At 32.7% G+C, this 21492-nt stretch carries 16 protein-coding genes; 7 read left to right on the top strand and 9 right to left on the bottom strand.

Translation table 11 applies throughout. From position 1 onward, the window contains the following. Positions 1-9: 9 nt before the first annotated feature. The 4 genes from SM9_RS03835 to SM9_RS03820 all read right to left on the bottom strand — a co-directional run bounded on the left by SM9_RS03835 (position 10) and on the right by SM9_RS03820 (position 3146). The gene (locus tag SM9_RS03835; RefSeq protein WP_058738881.1) at positions 10-447 is read right to left on the bottom strand and encodes a UPF0179 family protein; all 438 of its coding nucleotides are present in this window, start codon (positions 445-447) and stop codon (positions 10-12) included. Continuing rightward, entirely contained in the window at positions 447-1490 is a 1044-nt protein-coding gene (locus tag SM9_RS03830) for an NAD(P)-dependent glycerol-1-phosphate dehydrogenase (RefSeq protein WP_058738880.1), read from the bottom strand. Before SM9_RS03830 ends, SM9_RS03835 begins: the two co-directional genes overlap by 1 nt. 103 nt (positions 1491-1593) lie before the next feature. Continuing rightward, positions 1594-1905 (bottom strand): hypothetical protein, encoded by a 312-nt coding sequence (locus SM9_RS03825; protein ID WP_058738879.1) that lies wholly within the window; start codon positions 1903-1905, stop codon positions 1594-1596. Between the two features lie 149 nt (positions 1906-2054). After that, on the bottom strand, positions 2055-3146 hold the full coding sequence (locus SM9_RS03820; protein ID WP_058738878.1) for a cation diffusion facilitator family transporter: 1092 nt from the start codon (positions 3144-3146) through the stop codon (positions 2055-2057). Between the two features lie 132 nt (positions 3147-3278). Here SM9_RS03820 and proS point away from each other — a divergent pair, with 132 nt between their 5' ends. Genes proS through SM9_RS03800 form a run of 4 tightly spaced genes read left to right on the top strand, consistent with a single transcriptional unit; the run spans position 3279 to position 6495 of the window. Continuing rightward, complete coding sequence (gene proS, locus SM9_RS03815) at positions 3279-4685, top strand: proline--tRNA ligase (RefSeq protein WP_058738877.1); 1407 nt, start codon at positions 3279-3281, stop codon at positions 4683-4685. 9 nt (positions 4686-4694) lie between these two features. Next, entirely contained in the window at positions 4695-5366 is a 672-nt protein-coding gene (gene cofC / locus SM9_RS03810; protein WP_058738876.1) for a 2-phospho-L-lactate guanylyltransferase, read from the top strand. A gap of 3 nt (positions 5367-5369) precedes the next feature. Continuing rightward, a complete protein-coding gene (thiD, locus tag SM9_RS03805; protein WP_058738875.1) occupies positions 5370-6104 on the top strand; it encodes a bifunctional hydroxymethylpyrimidine kinase/phosphomethylpyrimidine kinase in 735 nt (244 codons plus the stop codon). Between the two features lie 4 nt (positions 6105-6108). Continuing rightward, positions 6109-6495, top strand: a complete 387-nt coding sequence (locus SM9_RS03800; RefSeq protein WP_058738874.1) for a putative zinc-binding protein — start codon at positions 6109-6111, stop codon at positions 6493-6495. Between the two features lie 4 nt (positions 6496-6499). On the opposite strand, the gene SM9_RS03795 is transcribed toward SM9_RS03800, so the two are convergent. The 4 genes from SM9_RS03795 to SM9_RS03780 all read right to left on the bottom strand — a co-directional run bounded on the left by SM9_RS03795 (position 6500) and on the right by SM9_RS03780 (position 10528). Next, positions 6500-7246 carry an ABC transporter ATP-binding protein gene (locus SM9_RS03795; RefSeq protein WP_058738873.1) on the bottom strand — a complete coding sequence of 249 codons (747 nt, stop codon included), beginning with the start codon at positions 7244-7246 and terminating at the stop codon, positions 6500-6502. 9 nt (positions 7247-7255) lie between these two features. Beyond that, positions 7256-7996 (bottom strand): ABC transporter permease, encoded by a 741-nt coding sequence (locus SM9_RS03790; protein ID WP_058738872.1) that lies wholly within the window; start codon positions 7994-7996, stop codon positions 7256-7258. A 101-nt stretch (positions 7997-8097) separates the two neighbouring features. Next, positions 8098-10239, bottom strand: a complete 2142-nt coding sequence (locus SM9_RS03785; protein ID WP_058738871.1) for a heavy metal translocating P-type ATPase — start codon at positions 10237-10239, stop codon at positions 8098-8100. A 22-nt stretch (positions 10240-10261) separates the two neighbouring features. Next, positions 10262-10528, bottom strand: coding sequence for a hypothetical protein (locus SM9_RS03780; RefSeq protein WP_058738870.1), 267 nt, complete (start codon positions 10526-10528; stop codon positions 10262-10264). A gap of 359 nt (positions 10529-10887) precedes the next feature. Here SM9_RS03780 and SM9_RS11645 point away from each other — a divergent pair, with 359 nt between their 5' ends. Further along, positions 10888-11832: a CPBP family intramembrane glutamic endopeptidase gene (locus SM9_RS11645; RefSeq protein WP_157064656.1), complete on the top strand. Its 945-nt coding sequence runs from the start codon at positions 10888-10890 to the stop codon at positions 11830-11832. Between the two features lie 33 nt (positions 11833-11865). On the opposite strand, the gene SM9_RS03770 is transcribed toward SM9_RS11645, so the two are convergent. Further along, positions 11866-12195, bottom strand: coding sequence for a carboxymuconolactone decarboxylase family protein (locus tag SM9_RS03770; RefSeq protein ID WP_058738869.1), 330 nt, complete (start codon positions 12193-12195; stop codon positions 11866-11868). Positions 12196-12583: 388 nt separating this feature from the next. On the opposite strand from SM9_RS03770, the gene SM9_RS03765 reads away from it, so the two are divergent. Further along, the gene (locus SM9_RS03765) at positions 12584-14044 is read left to right on the top strand and encodes a transposase (RefSeq protein WP_058738868.1); all 1461 of its coding nucleotides are present in this window, start codon (positions 12584-12586) and stop codon (positions 14042-14044) included. Positions 14045-14247: 203 nt separating this feature from the next. Beyond that, positions 14248-21450 (top strand): condensation domain-containing protein, encoded by a 7203-nt coding sequence (locus tag SM9_RS03760; protein WP_058738867.1) that lies wholly within the window; start codon positions 14248-14250, stop codon positions 21448-21450. Positions 21451-21492 lie beyond the last annotated feature (42 nt).

Raw genomic sequence — 21492 nt, 5'->3', positions numbered from 1 at the left:
ACACCAAAATTAAATAACAAAACCTAGAGTAAGTTTATTGAGATTAAGACCTTTTTTACATTCCCCTTTATGTTTTCCTTGATTTTTTAAAACAATGCATTTATCATTTTCAAGTAAACCTTCAGGGAAGCACAAGTCATGATATTCACAGTATTCATCACATTCAGGAGAAGCATATGTAAAAGTGGAGCCTTCAAAAATATTTTTGGATGTTGTTAAAACATCGATTTCAGCTCTTTCGACTTCAACAGGAATTACAACATTTTGAGAATGAACTTGACATTTTTGTTCATTTTCCTTAACATCTGTAATAACATATTTCCTATTCAATTCCAAATTACCTATACAAGATGATTTGAATCTGCAATCATCACATTCTTCAGCAGGACCTAAAAAAACAAATTCAGTTCCTTTTTGAGCCAAATCTTTACCAATTAATGTAATCATTAAATCACCCCTGTTTTATATGCCAATTCATAGGCAGCTTCTTTCGAAATTCCATTATCTCCCAAAATAGTATATCTTTCAGGCCTTATTTTATGAGCTACCATCAATGCTTCAATAATATCCTCTTCAGCAATGCCAATTTCAGATGCAGTGGTTGGAGCTTGAACCGCTTTTAGGGAATTTTTGATAGCCCTCCAGTCACCATCATGAAGATACATCATCAATATTGTACCTATACCACATTGTTCACCGTGCAAAGCAGGTTTATCAAGTATCTTATCCAATGCATGAGAAAAGAGATGCTCAGACCCGCTAGCAGGTCTGCTTGTGCCTGCAATGCTGATTGCCATACCTCCGCTAAACAGAGATTTCATTACAATGCGTGCGCTTGCCTCAAGGTTAGGCTTTATGTTGCTGACATTATCCGTTATTAAGTGAGCAGACATTATTGAAAGGGAAGCAGCAGATTCACTGAACGGTGCATTTTTCAATCTGTGGGCTAGTTTCCAATCCTTGATAGCTGTAAAGTTTGAAATCAAATCAGCACAACCTGCAGACAATAATCTGAATGGAGATTGGGCAATGATTTCAGTATCAGCAATTACTGCAATTGGAGAATGTGCCTTAGCGGATGTGGATGAGTTAGGATTTTTAATTGAAGCCAAAGGAGATACAATACCATCATGTGAAGCTGTAGTCGGCATAGAGACAAAATAAACACCCTGATTATAAGAAGACAATTTAGCTACATCAATTACTTTTCCTCCACCAATACCTAAAACTGTAGTGTCGGGTGTAATCAATTCTTCAACTTCAGAAATTGATTCGAATGATGCCTTATCAACTTTGATAACATCACAATCAATATCTGCTTTTTCAAGGCTTTCAATAACCGGAACTGCACCAATATCATATGTATGAGAACCAGTCACAATTAAAATCTTTTTATCTAAATGCAGAGACTTACAGATATCCGCAGTATCATTTATAATACCGGGATCTATGTAAACTTCACGAGGCATTTGTATTTTCCTATTACTCATAAATATCTCCTAAAATTATTTATACATTTTTTATATATGATTAAAATATATTAAATAACTTTCTTTTAAATAATGAAAATAGAAATAAAAAATTAAAATATAATTATTTTTTCTCATGGTCCCAAGGATTGTCATCAAACCAAGGGTCGATTCCTGTCTTTTCAAAAAATGGATCATCCCATGTAGGGTCGTAGTTTGTCTGTTCAATGAAATCATCATAGGATGAGCGATGCATATTGGTATATGAATTTGAGTTATACCCATCTGTTTTTGATGAATTATTGTTTGATGAATCTGTTTTAGAACAAAATGCAGAAATAATTAGACAAAGTATAATACCAAGTATGCCTCCAATCAAATCACCAATGTGACTGTTGGAGCCATAATACACTGCAGAAATAATCAAATTTATCATAATTTATTTTATGTATAAACTATATATAAAGTATAACTATAATATGATTGTTTTGTCTGAAAATTAATTAAAAAAAGAGATGTGGAGGAATACCACATTTAAATTACAAGCATATTTAAATTATTTTGGCTTCTGCAAGATTAAGATATTCAATCACTGACATCGTAATCATCAATCATCAGATAATTAAATTCAGGATGTTTGGTCTTAATTTCACTTAAAATTTTTTCTTTTACTGATTCACGGTCTGCATCAAAGTCAACAATGATATCGAATGTGATTAAATTTTCATCTTCATAAACAATGAAACCATGTATCTCCAAGATTTCAGGATATTGTGAAGCAATATTGTACAAATCATCACGAATATCTTTGTGTACATCATTATGAGCATAAATACCAACAGTTAAAATAATTGAGAATTCCTTGAATATTTTAGCTGAAATATGTCTTGATAATTTTTGAATATCAAGTGCAGTTAGCGTGTCGTCAATTTCAACATGAATAGACCCTTGCATGTCTTCAGGCCCATAGTTATGCAGGCTTAAATCATATACCCCATAAATACCGGGAATTTCTAGAATGGAATCTTTGATTTTTTTGGACAAAACAGAGTCCACCCTTGCACCGATCATGCTGTCTAAAGTTTCTCTCAGCATATCAATACTCGCTTTGATAATAACAATAGAAATGATAACACCAAGAATTCCTTCAAGAGAAATGTTAAAAAATATTGAAATAATAGCTGCGATTAAAGTTGAAAGAGATAGAATTGAATCAAAGAATGCATCACTACCTGAAGCAACTAAAGCCTGGGAATTAATATCTTCACCCACACGTTTTACATATTGACCCAAAACAAATTTTACAACAACTGCAACAGCAATAATTAAAAGAGAAACATTAGTATAATTTGTCACATCAGGTGTGAAAATTTTAGGCCAGGACTCCATCAGTGCAGTAATGCCTGCCCATAAGACAATAGCTGCAATTATTACAGATGAGAAATATTCAATACGGCCATAACCATATGGATGGTTTTTATCAGGAGCTTTTCCTGCGAGTTTTGCCCCAATAATCGTAATAATGGATGATAATGCATCAGTTAAATTATTTACTGCATCCAAAGTAATAGCAATAGAATTAGTAGCAATGCCGACAAACGCCTTAAATGCAACAAGAATAAGATTAACAACAATGCCTATTATGCTAGTTTTTACAATTTTTTCTTGTCGTGACATATCATTAATTTTGACTTTCTATTTATTTAAATTTTTTAAAAATATAAAATAAGTGCAGAATTATCCTGTCACTACTTTAATTATATAACTATTAAAAACAAATATAATAATATTATAAATAAATTAGGTGATATGGTGGAAAATTTTAGTGAATGGTTTCATGATATTTTAGAAGAAGCAAATATTACTGATTCAAGATACCCTATTAAGGGAATGGCAATTTGGATGCCATACGGATTTAAAATAAGAAAATACATGCTTGAGAAAATTAAAGAACTTTTGGATAAAGACCATGACGAAGTTTTATTCCCATTACTTGTTCCTGAAGCGGAACTGGCAAAGGAAGGGGAGCATGTTAAAGGATTTGAAGATGAAGTTTACTGGGTTACAAAAGGTGGAAGAAATGATTTGAATGAAAAATTAGCTTTAAGACCTACCAGCGAAACTGCAATCTATCCAATGTATGCATTATGGATTAGATCACACATTGACCTACCAAAAAAATATTATCAGGTTGTTAACACTTTCAGATATGAAACAAAACATACAAGACCTTTAATTCGTGTACGTGAAATCACTACATTTAAGGAAGCGCACACTGCACATGCAACAAAAGAAGAGTGTGATGAGCAAATTGAGGACTTCATTGAAATTTATAAGGAATTTTTAGATAGCTTTGGAATCCCATATCTGATTTCAAAAAGACCTGTATGGGATACTTTCCCTGGTGCTGACTATACTATGGCTTTTGATGCCATAATGCCTGACGGAAAAACCTTACAAATTGGTACAATACACAATTTAGGTCAAACTTTCGCAAAAACATTTGATATCACATTCGAAGATAAGGATGGGGAGCACAAATATGTTTATCAGACCTGTGCAGGATTGTCAGACCGTGTTGTTGCATCAATTATTGGAATTCATGGTGATGAAAAAGGTTTACGCCTTCCACCAATGGTTTCACCTAACCAAATCACGATCATTCCAATCCTATTCAAGAAGGGAAAAGAGGAAGTTATGGCAAAATGCACAGAAATCAAAGAGGCATTGGAAGATGCGGGCTTGCGCGTAAACATTGATGACAGAGACATCAGACCAGGTAAAAAGTTCTATGACTGGGAATTGAAAGGAACTCCTTTAAAACTAGAGCTTGGACCAAGAGATTTGGAAAACAATATTACTATAGCCATGAGACGTGACGAAGGAGAAAAAATTGAATTGGCATTGGATGATACATTAGTTGATAACGTTAAGGATTTACTTGACAAATCATATGAAAATCTCAAAGGTTCAGCATGGAAATTCCAGGAAGAGCATGTCAAATTTACAGAAAACATTGATGAGATTGCAGAACTGGTTGAAGCAGGAAACGTTGCTGCAGTAAACTGGTGCGGTGATGAAGATTGCGGAAAAGAAATCGAAGAAAAAACCGGTTATGATGTTTTAGGAATTCACAAGGATGCTGAAGATGGTGCTAAATGTATTGTTAGTGGAAAAGATGCAAAATATGTTGCATTAGTCGCCAAAACATATTAAGTGATTAAAATGGATAATATTTATGCTATAATTCCTGTAAGCAAGTTTAAAAATGCTAAAACAAGATTATCTCCCTTTTTATCAGATGAAGAAAGAGAAAATCTTCTAAAGGTTATGCTTCAGGATGTTACAGATACTTTAAAAAAGCATGTTGATAGGATATTCATCATTAGTCGGGATGAAGATGTTTTGAATTATGCTAAAAAGTTGAATTTAGACACTATTTTGGAAGATGAAAACTCCAATTTAAACAAAGCTTTAAAACAGGCAATGAAATATTGTAAAGGAAAAGCAAAAAAAATTATCATTGTTCCATCAGACGTGCCTTTAATTGGAAAAACCAATATTCAAATGTTAATTGACGCATCCAAAAGTCTTGACTTTATCATAGTTCCGTCAAAAGGAGGCGGAACAAATATGATAATCATGAAGCCAATGGCAATCCACACACGATTTGAAGGATTAAGCTATAAGAAACATGTACAAGCTGCTGAAAGAAAAAAATTAAATCCTCAGGTGCATGATTCATTTTTCATGGCATTAGATGTTAATACTGCTGAAGATTTAGGCGAAATCATGATTCACGGTGAAAAGACCCATACAAGAAAATACCTGAAAGAGCTGAAAGTTAACGTTGAGCCTTTCCGTGGAAGTGAACGCCTAAAAGTTACTAGGGGCTAAACAATGATTGTAATGTCAATTGCAGGTGTTGATCCATCAGCAGGAGCAGGTGTTTTTGCTGATTTAAAAACATTTCAGGCAATTGGAGTTTATGGAACAGGAATAGTAACTGCCCTTACAGCTCAAAATCCATATAAGTTTTTTTCAACCAAACCCATTTCACCAGTATACATTGAAGAGCAGATTGATTCAGTTATGGATTCATATGAAGTTGAATTCATTAAAACAGGCATGCTTTACTCACCAGAAATAATCAAATTGGTTTCTCTAAAGATTAAAGAGTATGATTTAAAGGCAGTTGTTGATCCAGTCATGGTTGCTACTTCAGGAGGAGATTTAACCAAAGAGGATTTAGCAGATGCTTTAAACAAATATTTACTTCCAAATTCAATTTTAACCACACCAAATATCAGTGAAGCTGAAAAATTAAGTGGCATGAAAATCAATGACAAAAAGGATGCTATTGAAGCTTCTAAAAATATCAAATGCAATAGTTTAATTACTGGAGGACATTTGGATGGCATCAACACAATAAACATTGATGGAAAAACAACAATCAAAAAACAGGAATTGATTGAAACAGACAATCTTCATGGTACAGGATGTAATTTATCCGCAGCAATTACTGCATATCTTGCAAAAGATAACGATTTAAACGATTCAATCCTAAAGGCATTGGATTATGTATATGAAGGCATTAAAAATGGAAATTATGGTACCTTAATAGCTAAATTGTGATAACATGAATGAAAAGATTGTATTATGTGCCTGCAGCGGCATGAACCCAAGAGGTGAAGTATCACGAGTCAGTGTTTACGACTTGTCCATTGAACATGAAGACATTGAATATTGCTGTGTAGTTGCAAGCGGAGGCAATTACAAAAAATTCATTGAACTGGCAAAAAATAATAAAGTCATAGCCGTAAATGGCTGTGAAAACTGCTGTCCTGAAACAATATTAAAAACAAAAGATGTGACAGTAGAATATAATTTGAATGTGAGTAAACTATTAAAAAAATATGACTTGCATGCAGAATGCACAGTCAGAATTAATGAAAATGATGAAAAATGCGTTAATATAGTTAAAAATGAAATTTTAAAAATAAAAAATGAATTAGAAGATAGTTAATTAACTATTCTTCCATATCAAGATTTTCAACAATTGATTCTTGAATTTCTAAAAATTCTTGAGATTCTCTTTTTCTTGGCCTTTCCAAATCGACAGAAATCACTTCTGCGATTTTACCCGGATTTTTATCAAGCAAAACTATTTTATCTGCAAGATAAACGGCTTCATCAACATCGTGAGTTACAAAAACAATCGTATTTTCGAATCTTTTCCAAACACCAATTAGCTGTTCCTGAAGCTTATGTCTATTTTGCATATCCAATGCAGAAAACGGCTCATCCATAAGCAAGATAGGTGAATGGTTAAGCAAAGATCTAATAATTGCGACCCTCTGTTTCATACCACCTGAAAGTTCATGAGGATAGCTATCTTTAAACTCAAGCAAACCAACACTTTGAAGATATCTTTCTGCGGCCTGAATATTTTCCTCTTTTGAACCGCCTGACATTTCAAGACCAAAAGTTACATTTTGAAGTACAGTGAGCCAAGGAAACAATGAATATTGCTGAAAAATAACTGCTCTATCACCAGAAGGCTTTTCAACAACTTCACCATTAGCTACAACTTCACCGGAAGTAGGATTGTCAAGACCTGCAATCAAACGAAGAAGAGTTGTTTTACCGCAACCTGATGGGCCAAGCAAACATACAAACTCCCCATCATCAATTGTCAAATTAATATCCTCTAAAACAGATAAGTTTTTTCCTCTTCCATCAAAGGACTTGTTAATATTTTTAATTTCAATTGACACTCAAAACACCTACCAGAAAATCCTTTTTTGTGCAAGTCCAAATACATAATCAAGAACAAGACCAATCAAACCAATGACAAGCATACCAACAACTGTAGTACCTGGATCAAATAAGTTTGTAGCTGTTAAAATCATATATCCTAAACCACTGCTTGAACCAATCATTTCTGCTGAAATTGTACACATCAAAGCAATTCCAACACCCACTTTAAGTCCAGAAATAACATAAGGAACAGCAGAAGGCAATATTACTCTTTTAAGAACATTCCAATCATTTGCGCCTAATGTCTGTGCAGATTCAATTAATACTTTATCAGTTCTCTTTACACCATCCATGGTATAAACCAAAATCGGGAAAACACACCCCATAAAGATAATAAATACTGCAGGAACAGTACCAATTCCAAACCATAAAATTGAAAATGGAATCCATGCAACAGGAGGTATAGGCCTTAAAATACTGATTACAAAAGAACACAACTCTTCCAAAGTTTCATACCATCCTAAAAGAATACCAGAAGGAATAGCAACAAGGGACGCTAAAATCAAACCGGCAAATACTTTAAATAATGTATCAATAGTATTTTGAAGCAATTTTCCAGATTGTATAATGCTGATTGCAGAATATAATACAGCAACCGGACTCGGCAATACATAAGGTTTAACCAAAGAAATACCGTCAGTTATGATATACCAAAAAATAAGAATTGCAATCGGCAGAATTAATGGTAAAAATTTTCTTTTATTCATCACATCACTTAATCTAAAATTTTATACATTAAATAATATGAATGTTTTAATATTAAAAGTTTAAGAAAAAAATAGAAAAAAATGTAGAAAAAATTCTACATTTATGCAGCATCAGTCACTTCAATAGCTTCAACTTTAATTTCATTCGGATTATCATCACCAAGGACTGATTTAGTACTTAAAGCACCAAACAGCATTGTTGATAAGTTATGTATCATTGAGGACGTAGATGGTTGAATTACACCTAATACTCCCAATACAAGCAAGGTTCCGTTAACCGCAACAATTCTGCGATAATTCGTATTGATCTTATCAAACATACCAGTACTTAACTTTCTTAATGTTATCAAATCATTCAAGTCATCAGATAAAAGTGAAATGTCAGCTACTTCACGAGCAATATCTGAGGAATTTTTCATCGATACTGATACATCAGCTGCAGCGAGTGCGGGTGAATCGTTTATACCATCACCGACCATGATAACGGTTTTACCTTCAGCTTTTAATTCTTCAACAATCCTTGATTTATCTTCTGGAAGTACTTGTGATCTGTATTCCGTGATTCCTAAAGCTTCAGCACTGGATTTAGCTCCGCTTTCACTGTCTCCAGTAAGCATTATGACATTTTCGATGCCTAATGACTTAAGTTCTTCAATGACATATTTTGCTTCTTCACGAACAGGATCGTCTATACAGATAAGACCTTGAAGTTTACCGTCAATAGCCATGTAAACAACAGAATGCTCTTTAACTTCTTTTTTGATTTTCTTTTCCTGAGTCTTATTTATCTTAATGCCCTCATCATCAAACAAGAAGTGTCTACTACCGATTACAACACGTTTACCATCATAAGTAGTAGCAATACCATGAGCTACAATGTATTCAACTTCACTGTGGTCTTCTTCATGCTTAATTCCTTCTTCTTCAGCCTGTTTTACAATAGCTGTTGCAATACTATGAGCAAAGTGCTCTTCAATACAGGCAGCCATTCTTAGAATTTCTTCCCTTGTGTATTTTTTAGTCATAGGGAATACATGAACGACTTTTGGAGAAGCATTTGTTAAAGTTCCAGTCTTATCGAACACAATAGTATCTGCAGTTGCATATTTCTCAAGGAATTTACCTCCTTTTACCATCATACGATTATCAGATGCTTCACGCATTGCAGATATGATTGATAATGGAGTTGTTAATTTAATTGCGCATGAGAAATCAACCATCAATACAGATAACGCCTTGACAGGATTTCTTGTAATTAAATAAGTAATTGCTGTAGCAAGGAAACTATAAGGAACAATAGAATCAGCTAATTTTTCAGCTTTACTTTGAGCATCAGCCTTTAAATCTTCTGAGTTTTCAATCAAGTCAATGATCTTGTTTAATCTGGTTTCCTTATTGATTGAAAACACTTCAACAACAATGTTTCCTTCTTCAAGTACAGTTCCTGCGTGAACTGTCTTACCTGAACTTTTATGAACAGCCAATGGTTCTCCAGTCATTGAAGCCTCATTAACCATTGCATCTCCGTCCACTACTTTACCATCCACAGGAATGACATCTCCCATGTGGATTTTGATTTTATCTCCTTTTTTAACCTCTAAAGCCGGGCGTTGTTCTTCTGTTCCATCTTCTCCTACTACCCATACAGTATCAATATTTAAAGCTAAACTATCTTTTAATGTACTTTTAGCTTTTTGAACAGTGTAGTCTTCTAATGCATCGGAGATGGACAATAAGAACATCATTGAACTTGCTGGTGCAAAGTCTCTCATATATAATGCTCCAGCAACAGCCGCTCCGTCAAGAAGTGCAACATCAATACGGAAACTGGTTAGACTATCCAATCCTTCCCAAATATATTTTGTAGCACGCATAATAGTCAAAATATTTTTAATCCTAATAGGTAAGAATATCCTTCCCAATAGTCTGTAAGTAAACATTTTAGTTAATTTCAATATAAAATCATCAGTGATTTCTCTTGAAATTTGAAGCTGTGAAGCTTCACCTTCAACCAAATCATCCATTGTGATTGAATTTAAAATATTGAAAATTTTCTGTTTATTTTCAACATCATCATAATAAATTAAAATGCTTCCGTTTCTATGTGATGTGTATACTTCATGGATAAAATCATTTTCTAAAAGTAATGAAGCAAGACCATAGCCTTCCTCTTTAGTGAAAGCCCATTGGCCTGATCGAACTCTTAAACGAGTTCCTTTATCATACATTACTTGATATTTCATTTCTACACTACCAGAAAAAAATTTATTCTTTATCTTCTACGTAAATTTCTTTTTTTACTTCGGAATTTGCGTCAACAACAATGTCTTCAGCGTTGTCTTTCATATCTTGGAAGCATTCTTCTGCATCTTTTTTAGCTGCCATAACAGTAGCCATACCTTGGGTACAAGCATCTTTTACAGTTTTTGATTCTAAGATTTTTTTACCAACAATAGCAGTTGCAATTCCACCGACAAAAATAAGTGCATGTTTATGTTTCATTACTTTTTCAACATATTCTTTTTCAATCATATTATTATCTCCCGTATATTTTTTATATGATATTGGATAAAATTCAAAAAAAATCCAATAACACATATATTTTTATAAACAACAATATATAAATTTTAGGTAAACCTAAATAGTGTATTTTTTTGAATACCAAAATTTATTTTTGTCTAAATAATGTATTGTCCAATATACTATTAAATAATAAGTAATATATAAACTATTCTGTTTTAAATCTTTTTTAGGTAAAACAAAGAATAATTATTAGGTTAAACTTAATTTAAATTTACGTTCATCAAAAAAATTTAACTATACCCAAACATTATTAAAGTATATATATTAAAAGTTAAATATTAATTACATTAATTTTAAAGGTGGAGAAATTGGACGAAAACAGAAAAATTTTCTCAAGAATAGGATTTAATTACTTAGCCCTTGCACTGATACCGATACTATTCCAAATATTGCTGGTAAATATCATTGCATTATGGGATGTGACATTAATAAGAAACACCAATATTCAAACAGTCCTATCTTCCCTGACAAATTACCTATTAATATTGCCAATTTTCATGTATCTGATGGGAAAAATCGAATCAACACCAATAAATAAGAAAAATCTAAGTTTAAAAACAACAATAGAATATTTCTGCATAGCCCTAACATTAATGTGGATAGGAAACATGATTGGGCTTATCATTACAACAATAATAGGAAACACACTTACAAATGATGTGATTAATCCCATAGAACAAATAATTCAAAATTCAAGTATTTACGTAAATCTGCTTGTAATAAGCATACTGGCACCGATATTTGAAGAACTGTTCTTTAGAAAACTACTGATTGACAGGACAATAAAATACGGGGCGAAGCTATCAATATTTCTATCAGCATTAATATTTGCATTATTCCATGGAAACCTAAGCCAATTTTTCTATGCATTCCTACTGGGCGGATTTTTTGCATTCGTCTATATTAAAACCGGAAAAATCATATATTCAATATCATTACATGCATTCGTCAATTTCTTCGGATCAGTAGCCAGTATATTTTTCTCCACATCACTAAGCAACATAACACAAAACATAAATTCAGCAAACATTGGAGACATTGGCATAGTAGCAACTTATTTGATAATTCTACTTTTTGCTTGGATTGTAGGGCTGAATGCAATATTTACAAAATATGATAAGGTTGAAATAAATGAATCTAAAAGAGAAATATATCTTGAAAAACCGATAGTAACCTCATTATTAAACATCGGAATGATCCTTTTTATAGCATACCATATATTCAGAATAGTAATGACTTTAAAAATAATATAAGAAAAAAAGAAAACTTCAAAATGATTTTGAAGCTTAATCCATAGTCTCTAAAACACTGTTTAAAATTTGTAAGGATTTTGAAAATGCTGGCATACCTGAGGTTAATAAAACAACTCTTAAAACATCAACAATTTCATCTTTACTGATACCTAACACTTCAATTGCACTTTTAATTTGCTTTTTAGTTGCTCTTGGGTCTGCACGGGAAGCAGTAATTCCAATAGCTATTAATTTTTGAGTTTTATAATCGAGAATTTTTCCATCCCATACAGTTTCATTCATATCAGTTACAAGTTCGTACAAATCAGGATATTGATCTTCCAATTCACGAATGCCTTTACCATAATATACTTCACCTTTCATATAATAACCTCAATTATCTTAATTAATATTATTTTACTTTTTTAAATTATATATAAATAGCTATTTTATTATGAGTGTTGGCGGAAATTATTAGTTATTAATAACTGTTCAACTTTTTACTAATTTTTTAAATTAATTTTAAATAATGTTCAATCATGTATTTTCAATTTTTTTGCTTGTTTTTTCTTATTTTTTTCATTTCTTGAGATTTTAAACTTCAATTTTTCTATACTATTAATATTATTGTTAATATTTGATAATATTAGTTATTTATTTTTTATTCTTACTATAAGTTATTAAAATCTATTTATATTACAAATTACAAATATATAATTAATTATAGTTAATTTTATAATTATTTAATTAATTATATGGAGTTTTGATTTATATGATTTTGAATTCACTTATTCTGAGTGATAAAAGTAGGGAAATTGATGAAATGGATGAAGAATTTCAGCTTATGTATCTTACATCCATTATTGTTGATAGTGCTTTTAATTTCTTTAAAATTGAACGAATAACGTCTGATAAAGGAAAACCACCATTTGAACTTAAAGATATGATTAAACTAATTTTTTATGGTTATATTAATAAAATAACAAGTTCTGTGGTCTTGGCCCATAATGCAAAATTTAATTATTTATATAATTTAATTTCACATGCTATTGAACCTAAAGATCGAACTATTCGAGATTATCGTGAGGATTTTCAAGGAATTTTCCAGTTTATTATGAGTTTTATTCTAATTGTGGCTAATAAACTGGGTTTAACTGATTTTGAACATATTGCGATTGATGGGACAATCAAAAAGGCATATAATTCACCATTTAATATAATTAAAGAAAAAGACATTAGTCTATTAATTAGACATTATATGGTTGAAGAATTGTCAAAAAATGAAATTAAACAGCTTAGAAGAACAGCAAGAAAATTTCTAATGGATAATTCATTATCTGACGAAGAAAAAGTCGATATTTTGTTTCATTGGTGGCAGTTGTTAGATTATTCTGGCCAAGTGTCACTGGCTTTAAATGATCATGACACTCGATTAATGAAAATAAAAGATAAAGGACAAAAATATCCAAAATTTGCATATAACATACAATTGGGGACAGATACAAAATCAAAGTTAATTTGTGGAGTTAATGCAGTTCAAAATCCCACAGACCATTACCAAATCCCAGCATTAATGAATCAAATACTCGTTAATTTACAACTTAAACCCCAAAAAATTAGCACGGATACAATATATTCAACACTAGCAAATCTGCAATATCTCGAAGAATTAGATATCACTGCCTTAATTCCAACAAAACAGCAAAATAGACAAAATTCAGGCAATCAACCTGACAATCCATTTGCTATAGATTACTTTGTTTTTGATGAATATAAAAATGTTTTTATTTGCCCAGAAAAACAAGAATTAACCCTTGACGGCTCATATCCAGCACCACAAGAAAAAGGAGGAGGAAATAAAATCAAATTAGTCTATTCCAACTACACAGCTTGCAAAAAATGCAAACACAAAGGAACCTGCTACACAACAAACCACAGAACAATAACAAGATACGTTCACGACGTCAAATACAAAGTAGAACGATTAATGTCCACAGAAGAAGGAATAAAAGACTATAAACTACGTTCAAAGACAGTAGAAGCACACAACGGAACTTTCAAAAGAATCTATGATTATGACCATATCCCAATAATTGGATTAAAAAGAGTACAGAACCTAATGTTCGCCATTGTAGCATCATACAATCTAATAAGATTATTTAATCTAATAAAAATAAATAAAATGGATTTAAATTCAGTTATTAACGCAATAAGATTCATATCATTAACTTAATATAAGAAAAATAAAATGGAGAAAATGAAAAATGTTCAAAATTAAATAATTTCCGCCAACACTCCTGATTTAAAAAAAAATTGCAAAATCAATAGGATTCCCTCCAAAGTCAAATCAATTTTGTTTTAGGATTAAAAATTGTGAACTAAATGAAAAAATTTTTTAATAATAATCAGTAAAAACTACTATTATAGTGTGTTTTTATGCAATCTTCAGCCCTTATGTTTAATAAAAATGATGACAACATCTCAAAAATGGAATATGTTTGCATTTCCATAATCAAATCAAAAATTAATGATTTAGCTTTAAAATACGATTTAGACCCTAATTTGTTGTTTTTGACAGCTACATGCATTACATTGACAAAATATAGTGAAGATAGCCAAATTTTCATCAAAACAAAGTCCAAAATCAATGGAAAATCCATTGAGGCCCCATTGAAATTCAATGATGAAAACAGAAAAAGGAATGTCATTGAGTATATTGCCAATCTCAGTGATGATTTTTCCAATCCAAAGGAGTATAATGAATTGTTAAGGAAATTGACCATCCAATCTCATTTTAATTATATTTATAATGATTTGGAAGACAATGATTCAAACCCCTCACTGATTATCGGCGAATCATCCCAGAAATATCTCTTGAAATTAAAGTTCGATGCCAACAAATACACTTTTCCATATGTCCACTCATTTTTAAGGAGCATCAAAAAGGTTTTAAATCAATTTGTCAGTTGTGGAATCGAAAATCTAACGGTTGAAGATATCTTACTCATTTGTGAAAAGCCATCCATAAAATATGAACTTAAAAGAAACCCTCCGGTTAATGTATTATGGGTTAAGAATCAGCAGACTAAGGAAGCGGATTACTGGAAAAACAGAGAACTTTCAGAATATGGAACCGTACTTATGACAGATTTTGAAAGGCCACTAGAAATGACTTTTAACGGAAGCAAGATTGCATACATTCTGGATAAAGAAATTATAGAAAAACGAGCAATGGACAACAACACCACAGTTTACAAATTATTACTTCTGCAATTCTGCATTTTGCTTCACAAATACACAGACGAATCGAACATTCAAATTGGAATCATAACAAACGGAAGAACATCTCCAGTTCTGAAAAAGACTTTGGGAATGTTTGCCAATACACTGCCATTTGCACAGACCATGTGTGGCAGGGATACCTTAAAAGAGACTTTAATGAAAACCGAAGAAGAATTGGCCAACTTATTCGCCAATCAGAACTATTCAATCGAACAGATAGTTGAAGACCATAACATACCAACCAACAATTCATTCAATCCTCTGTTCAACATAGCATTTATACAGAACACTGCCGATGACTTTGACAATAATTTAGAGTGGGATGGATCCAAATTTGATTTGACATGCACAATAAAGAATAGTCCATCCGATTTGACTGTTGAATTCGATTATAATACTGATTTGTATTCCTTTGATAAGATTAATGGACTACTGGGCCATTATATTAATTTGATTGACAACATCGGCAAAAATATGGGTATGAAAATTGATGACATTGACATTCTATCATCTGGCGAGCGGGAAAGGATAATCGAAATGACTGGCGTTAAGGAGGACGTGAAATATGACCCAATCCTGATAGCATTAAAAGAGCAAATTGCTAAAAACCCTACAATGAAAATTTTGTCCAATCATGAATCTTCTTTAAGCTATAATGATTTTGATTTGAAAACCAACAGCTTGTCAAATTATCTGAAGGACAAATTCAGTGTTAAAAAACAAGATAATATCGTATTGATAGCTAACCGTAGTATAGAATCTGTTTTGGGCTTCTATAGCATTTTGAAACTGAATGCGGTTTATGTCCCAATCAACCCATCAGCTCCAGAGGGAATGATAAGGCGCATCATTGATGAGGTTGACGCAAAAGTTGTATTGACGAATCTGGATTTGGACATGGATGATGTCGACATTGTTGATTTGAACCAAAAGTCATTATATGATTATGATTATGGCGAATTCGAATTGTCCTCTCAAGGCAAGCTGTGCATACTTCATACTTCAGGAACTACAGGGGTCCCAAAAGGTGTGCAAATCACTCATGAAAATGTTGAAAACTTCCTGATAAGTGCTAAAAAGCAATTTTATGATAAAGACAGCAGGATTTTTTACCACACGACAAATATAGGATTTGACACATCGCTTTTTGAGATTATCTTTTCAATGTTGAATGGCATTCAGCTGCATGTAATCAATGAGAATTATGATTTTTCAGGAATTCCTAGAGACGTATTGAATCAAAAATCAATTGTCAATACGGTTCCGGCCAAATTGAAAATGTTTTTAAAGCTTCCAAATTTTGAAAGGATTATGGAAAATGTGGGACAGCTGATACTTGCAGGAGAAGTCCTAAATGAAGGTCTGGTAGCCGAAATTCGGAAAAATTACAATCCAATTATCTACAATGCATATGGACCTTGCGAAGCAACAATATTCGCAAGCATTAAAAGAGTCCTATATGATAAAATCACCATTGGAAAAGCCAATATAAATACTCAAATTTATATTTTAAATGATAAAAGACAATTATGCCCAATAGGCATTCCTGGAGAATTGTGCATTGGTGGAAAACAGGTGGCTGATGGTTATTTAAACAATGAGAATGAAACAAACAGACATTTCATCGCAAATCCATTTGATGAAGGCACATTGTACTGCACTGGAGATTTAGCATATCTTGATAGTAATGGCGAAATAAATTTCATCGGAAGGATGGATACGCAAATCAAAATCAATGGTCAAAGAATTGAAGTGGATGAAATCAACAGGCAAATTGAGAGAAATGAGAATATAAACCAGGCCGTCACAGTAGCGGATTCCAGAAATACTCAATTGTATTCATACATCGTTAGTGATGATGTCATTGATACGGATAAACTATTGAATGATTTGGGAAATGTGCTACTTCCGTTTATGGTTCCCACTTCAATAATGCAGATTGATTCCATACCTCTAAACAACAACGGAAAGATAGATATTAAAAGATTGCCTCAACCTAAAGCAGCAAAATACAAATATGCTTCACCGACAAATGCGGTTGAAGATGCAGTTGTTAAAGTATGGGAAAATGTTCTGGATGTAAAGAAGGTCGGAATCAATGATAACTTCTATCGTTTGGGTGGAGATTCAATTAAGGCCATACGCATAGTCTCCCTGCTTCAAAATGAAGGAATCATTTGTAATCCAAGTGATATTTTAAAGTATAAGACCCCCTATCTCATTGCTCAGAATGCGAGAGATAAATTTGAAGAATCCCATGAATATGTCGAAGGCATTTTTGATTTGCTTCCAATTCAGGATTATTTCTTTGATCAAATAAACAGGAATAATTTCACACAGGAATTTGTTTTGGAATCTGCAGTTGATTTGGATATCGCTATACTGCAGGCTGCTTTGGATGAATTAACAAAACTGCACGACATGCTGAGGGCGAGATTCAAAGTTAAAGATGATTGGTATGTGCAGGAAATATTACCGTTGAATACTCGAATCTGTGAAATCAATGAATATGAGATAACTGGCAATATTGATGAAGGCATTGCAGAAATCATCCAGAAAGCTAAAGATTCACTTGATGTTTTCAATAATCTGATGGATGTCAGTTTGGCTCGCTGCGAAGATAAATGTTATCTTGTTTTTGTCATTCATCATCTGATTGTGGATGGGGTAAGCTGGAGTATTTTATTGGATGATTTGACATATATCTACACTCATTTGGCTTTAGATGCAAAAATGAAACTTGATAAACCTAGCTCATATGAATCATGGCTTGAAGATGTTAGAAATTCAGCAAAAAATATTTTCAAGGAGAAAAATGCTTCATTTGATGATTCCACAATAATCTGTCCATTATCTGAAGTTCAATTGGGAATTTATTTGGATGAGAAAGTCAACAATAAGAATACTGCATATTCCACATTTGCCTCTATTGATTGCGGTTCGGATAGTTCGATTGAAGAAATTGAAGAGGCAATCTTATCAATAATTGATAAACACCCTATTTTAAAGTCAAGACTTTTAGATAATGACACTACTCCATTTTTAATTTGCGACAGCAATCCTGATATTAATATAACTTCTGATGATGACATTTCTAATCTTTTAAAGGCATTTGATTTGGAAAAATCCCTCTCACGTTTTTATATTATTGATAAAAATGAAGAAAAAAAGGTATTCTTTGAGGCACATCATATCATAAATGACGCTGTAGGATGCACATTTGTTGAAAATGATTTGATTAATGCTTTAGAAGATAATCTGGATGAAAGTATTGATTTAGGTTTTGTTCATGCAAGTTATGATTCTTTCAAATCCAAATCTGAATCCGGCTATGAGCGAGCCCATGAATTCTATGCCAAACACTTGACAGATATCGATGAAGTAAAGCAATTGCCGAATGAATCTGAGGGTTGTGAGGGCATTGTTTCCATTCCTATTCTAGGCATTAAGAACAGTGTTGAAGAGTTCGCTAGTGCTAATGGGATAACTGCAGGAATTTTCTTAAATGCCGCTTTTGCTTATACTTATTCTCGTTTTTTATGCTGTGACAAAGTTTACTTTAATTTCACTGAGCATGGGCGACATGAGGATTATGCTCGAAATGCAGTAGGGATGTTCACTCGAACTGTTCCAATTCTGGTTGATTGCAAAAATGATTTCATCAAAGAATATTTAAGCTATTTTTCAGATTTGGCATTATCTTCCATGTTAAATGATGTTTATCCATTCAGAATGCTTGCTTCCGAATTCAATCTGAATAATGATGTGATGTTTGAGTATAACTTGAATCTCATTGATGTTTTCAGTTTAAATGAGGACATTATTGCAAGCGAAAACATCATAGATTCAATTTCCGATTTGCTATGTGTCGTTAATGATTTGGATGATGGCTATGTTGTAGGGATTCAGCATTCCGATAAGTTTTCTAGAAAAACCATAATCAGTTTTGCTAAAGCGTATGCCAAAATTTTAACCCAAATGTTGGAAAAGGAGATGCTCTCTGATATTGACTATTGCATCAGTGAAGATTTGAAAATATTCTCTACCCCAAGTCAAAGTGAGAATTCCCTAGACGTTTATGGCAATGAATATCAAGTTGATAGTTTTGTTGATTATGTTGCTCCAACAAATGCCGTGGAAAAGATGGTGGCTGATGCATTCAAGGCTGTGTTTAATCAGGAGTTCGTTGGATTAAATGATGACTTCATTAATCTCGGTGGAGATTCCATCACGGCGATACGTGTAATCTCATTGCTCAACAAAAACGGCATAACATATCCTGCAAGAGACATATTGAATTATAGAACACCTTATAGGATTGCTCAGAATATTGAAAATACTCAAGAAATTTCATCAGAGATTATCGAAGGTAATGGATTATCAATAAAAGAAGCTTATCATGACCCGAATGATGGGAATATTGAACTCACCAGACCATATTCATATAAGGATTGGATTGAAGATGTAAAAGGATTGGTTGATAACATTTCTGAAGAAGAGAAATTGCATTGGATTGAAGTTAATGGACTATTGGACGATTCACAGATTAGAGGAAATGCCAAGGGATTTAATTTCAATGCTGATGTAGGATATGATGTCGATAACCTATTGATGCTTTCAGAGGAGGAATATTGGGCATTAGCTATTGCACGTGCATATAAAAAGACTTACGGGAAAGATATCATATTTAATCGAGAATCTTATGGGCGTGATGATAATCTTGCAAATCTTTTCAGAACCGTAGGGTGGTTTACCAGCCAGTATCCAGTACATGTCGATATCGGCAATGATTATGATGATGTTTCCATTGTAAGAGATGTTTATAAAATTAAAACCGCATTTGGAGATATAAGGAATTTGGGTTTGAATTATGGATCATTAATCTACATCACCAATGAATTGGAGTATAGGCACTGTCCAGTTACATTCAATTTCCTAAGCACAGAATTTGCTTTTGAAAATGAGCTATTCAAATCGGCCAATCATAATCTAGTTCAAGATGATTTGAAAGATGTGGACACATATGGTATTGTTTTCAACATCAATCGTGCTGATGATTCCTATTACATTAGCGGCACGTATCCAAAAGACACATATATAGCCGATAATCTCACGGAATTCATTGAAAACATCAAATCCGAATTAGAATTCATTGGAAATTTCAATTTTAATGATAACAATGTTATCTGTGCCCTTTCTGAATCCCAGCTTGAAATTTATTTCAATGAAAAAGACTATGATATGGGCAACGCATATTCTACATGTAATCTTGTTAAATGTCCTTTGGATAAATCCGTTGATGACATTAAGGATTCAATTCATTCCTTGATTGAAAAGCATCCTATCTTAAAAGGACGTATTTTGGATGACATGGACATGCCCCTTTTAATCTGTGATAGCTATCCTTTAGTTGAGGTTTGCAATACCGATGATTTCACTGACCTTATAAAGCCTTTTGATTTGGAAAGGTATTTGGCCCGTTTCTTCATTATCGGCAATGAGAAATCCAATCGAATTGTCTATGATATCCATCATGTGATTAATGACGCTATAGGATACACTATAATTGGCAATAATTTCACTGATGCTTTTGAAGGTAATTTGAACAAAGATGTTGATTTGGGCTTCCTTTATGCCAGCCGTGATTCTTTTGAATCCAAATTCGAAGAGACTTATGATTCTTCACATGAGTTTTATGCCAAACAACTGGCAGGCATTGGCGAAGTCAATTCAATACAAAAAGATTCAAACGGTTCTCAAGGAATAGTTTCTCTCCCAATTCGCAGAATTCGAAGTGATGTTGAAGAGTTCACTAGAAACAATAACATCACCATTGGTACTTTCCTAAATGCAGTATTTGCATATACTTACTCCCGATTTATAGGAAGCCCTAAGGTCTACTATAACTTTGTGGAGCATGGTCGTCATGAAAATTATATTCAGAATTCTCTGGGAATGTTTGCCCGAACAACCCCAATTCTTGTAGACTGCAAAAACGATGACATTAAAACATACCTGGATTACTTTTCCGATTTGGTCTTAAAATCAATGCTTAGCAATGTCTATCCATTCAGATTGCTTGAAAAGGAATTCAACTTGAATAATACTGTACTGTTTGAGTATAATTTTGATTTGAATGATGTATCCGATGTTGGAAACGACATAATCATAAGGGATGCATTTAAGGATTCATTTTCCGAATTCTTCTGCGTAATCAATGATTTGGATGACGGATATGTCATTCACATAAACCATACAGACATGTTTTCAAGCGATACTGCCGCCAGTTTTGTCAGGATGTATGCTCGAATTTTAACACAAATGCTGGATAAGGAGAATTTGGAAGATATCACCTAGATTATTTCTCGTAATGAACTATTTTTTCAAGGATTATAGTTA

It is taken from the genome of Methanobrevibacter millerae, assembly GCF_001477655.1.
Lineage (GTDB): Archaea > Methanobacteriota > Methanobacteria > Methanobacteriales > Methanobacteriaceae > Methanocatella > Methanocatella millerae_A.
This window is presented reverse-complemented; position numbering and strand designations above follow the sequence as displayed.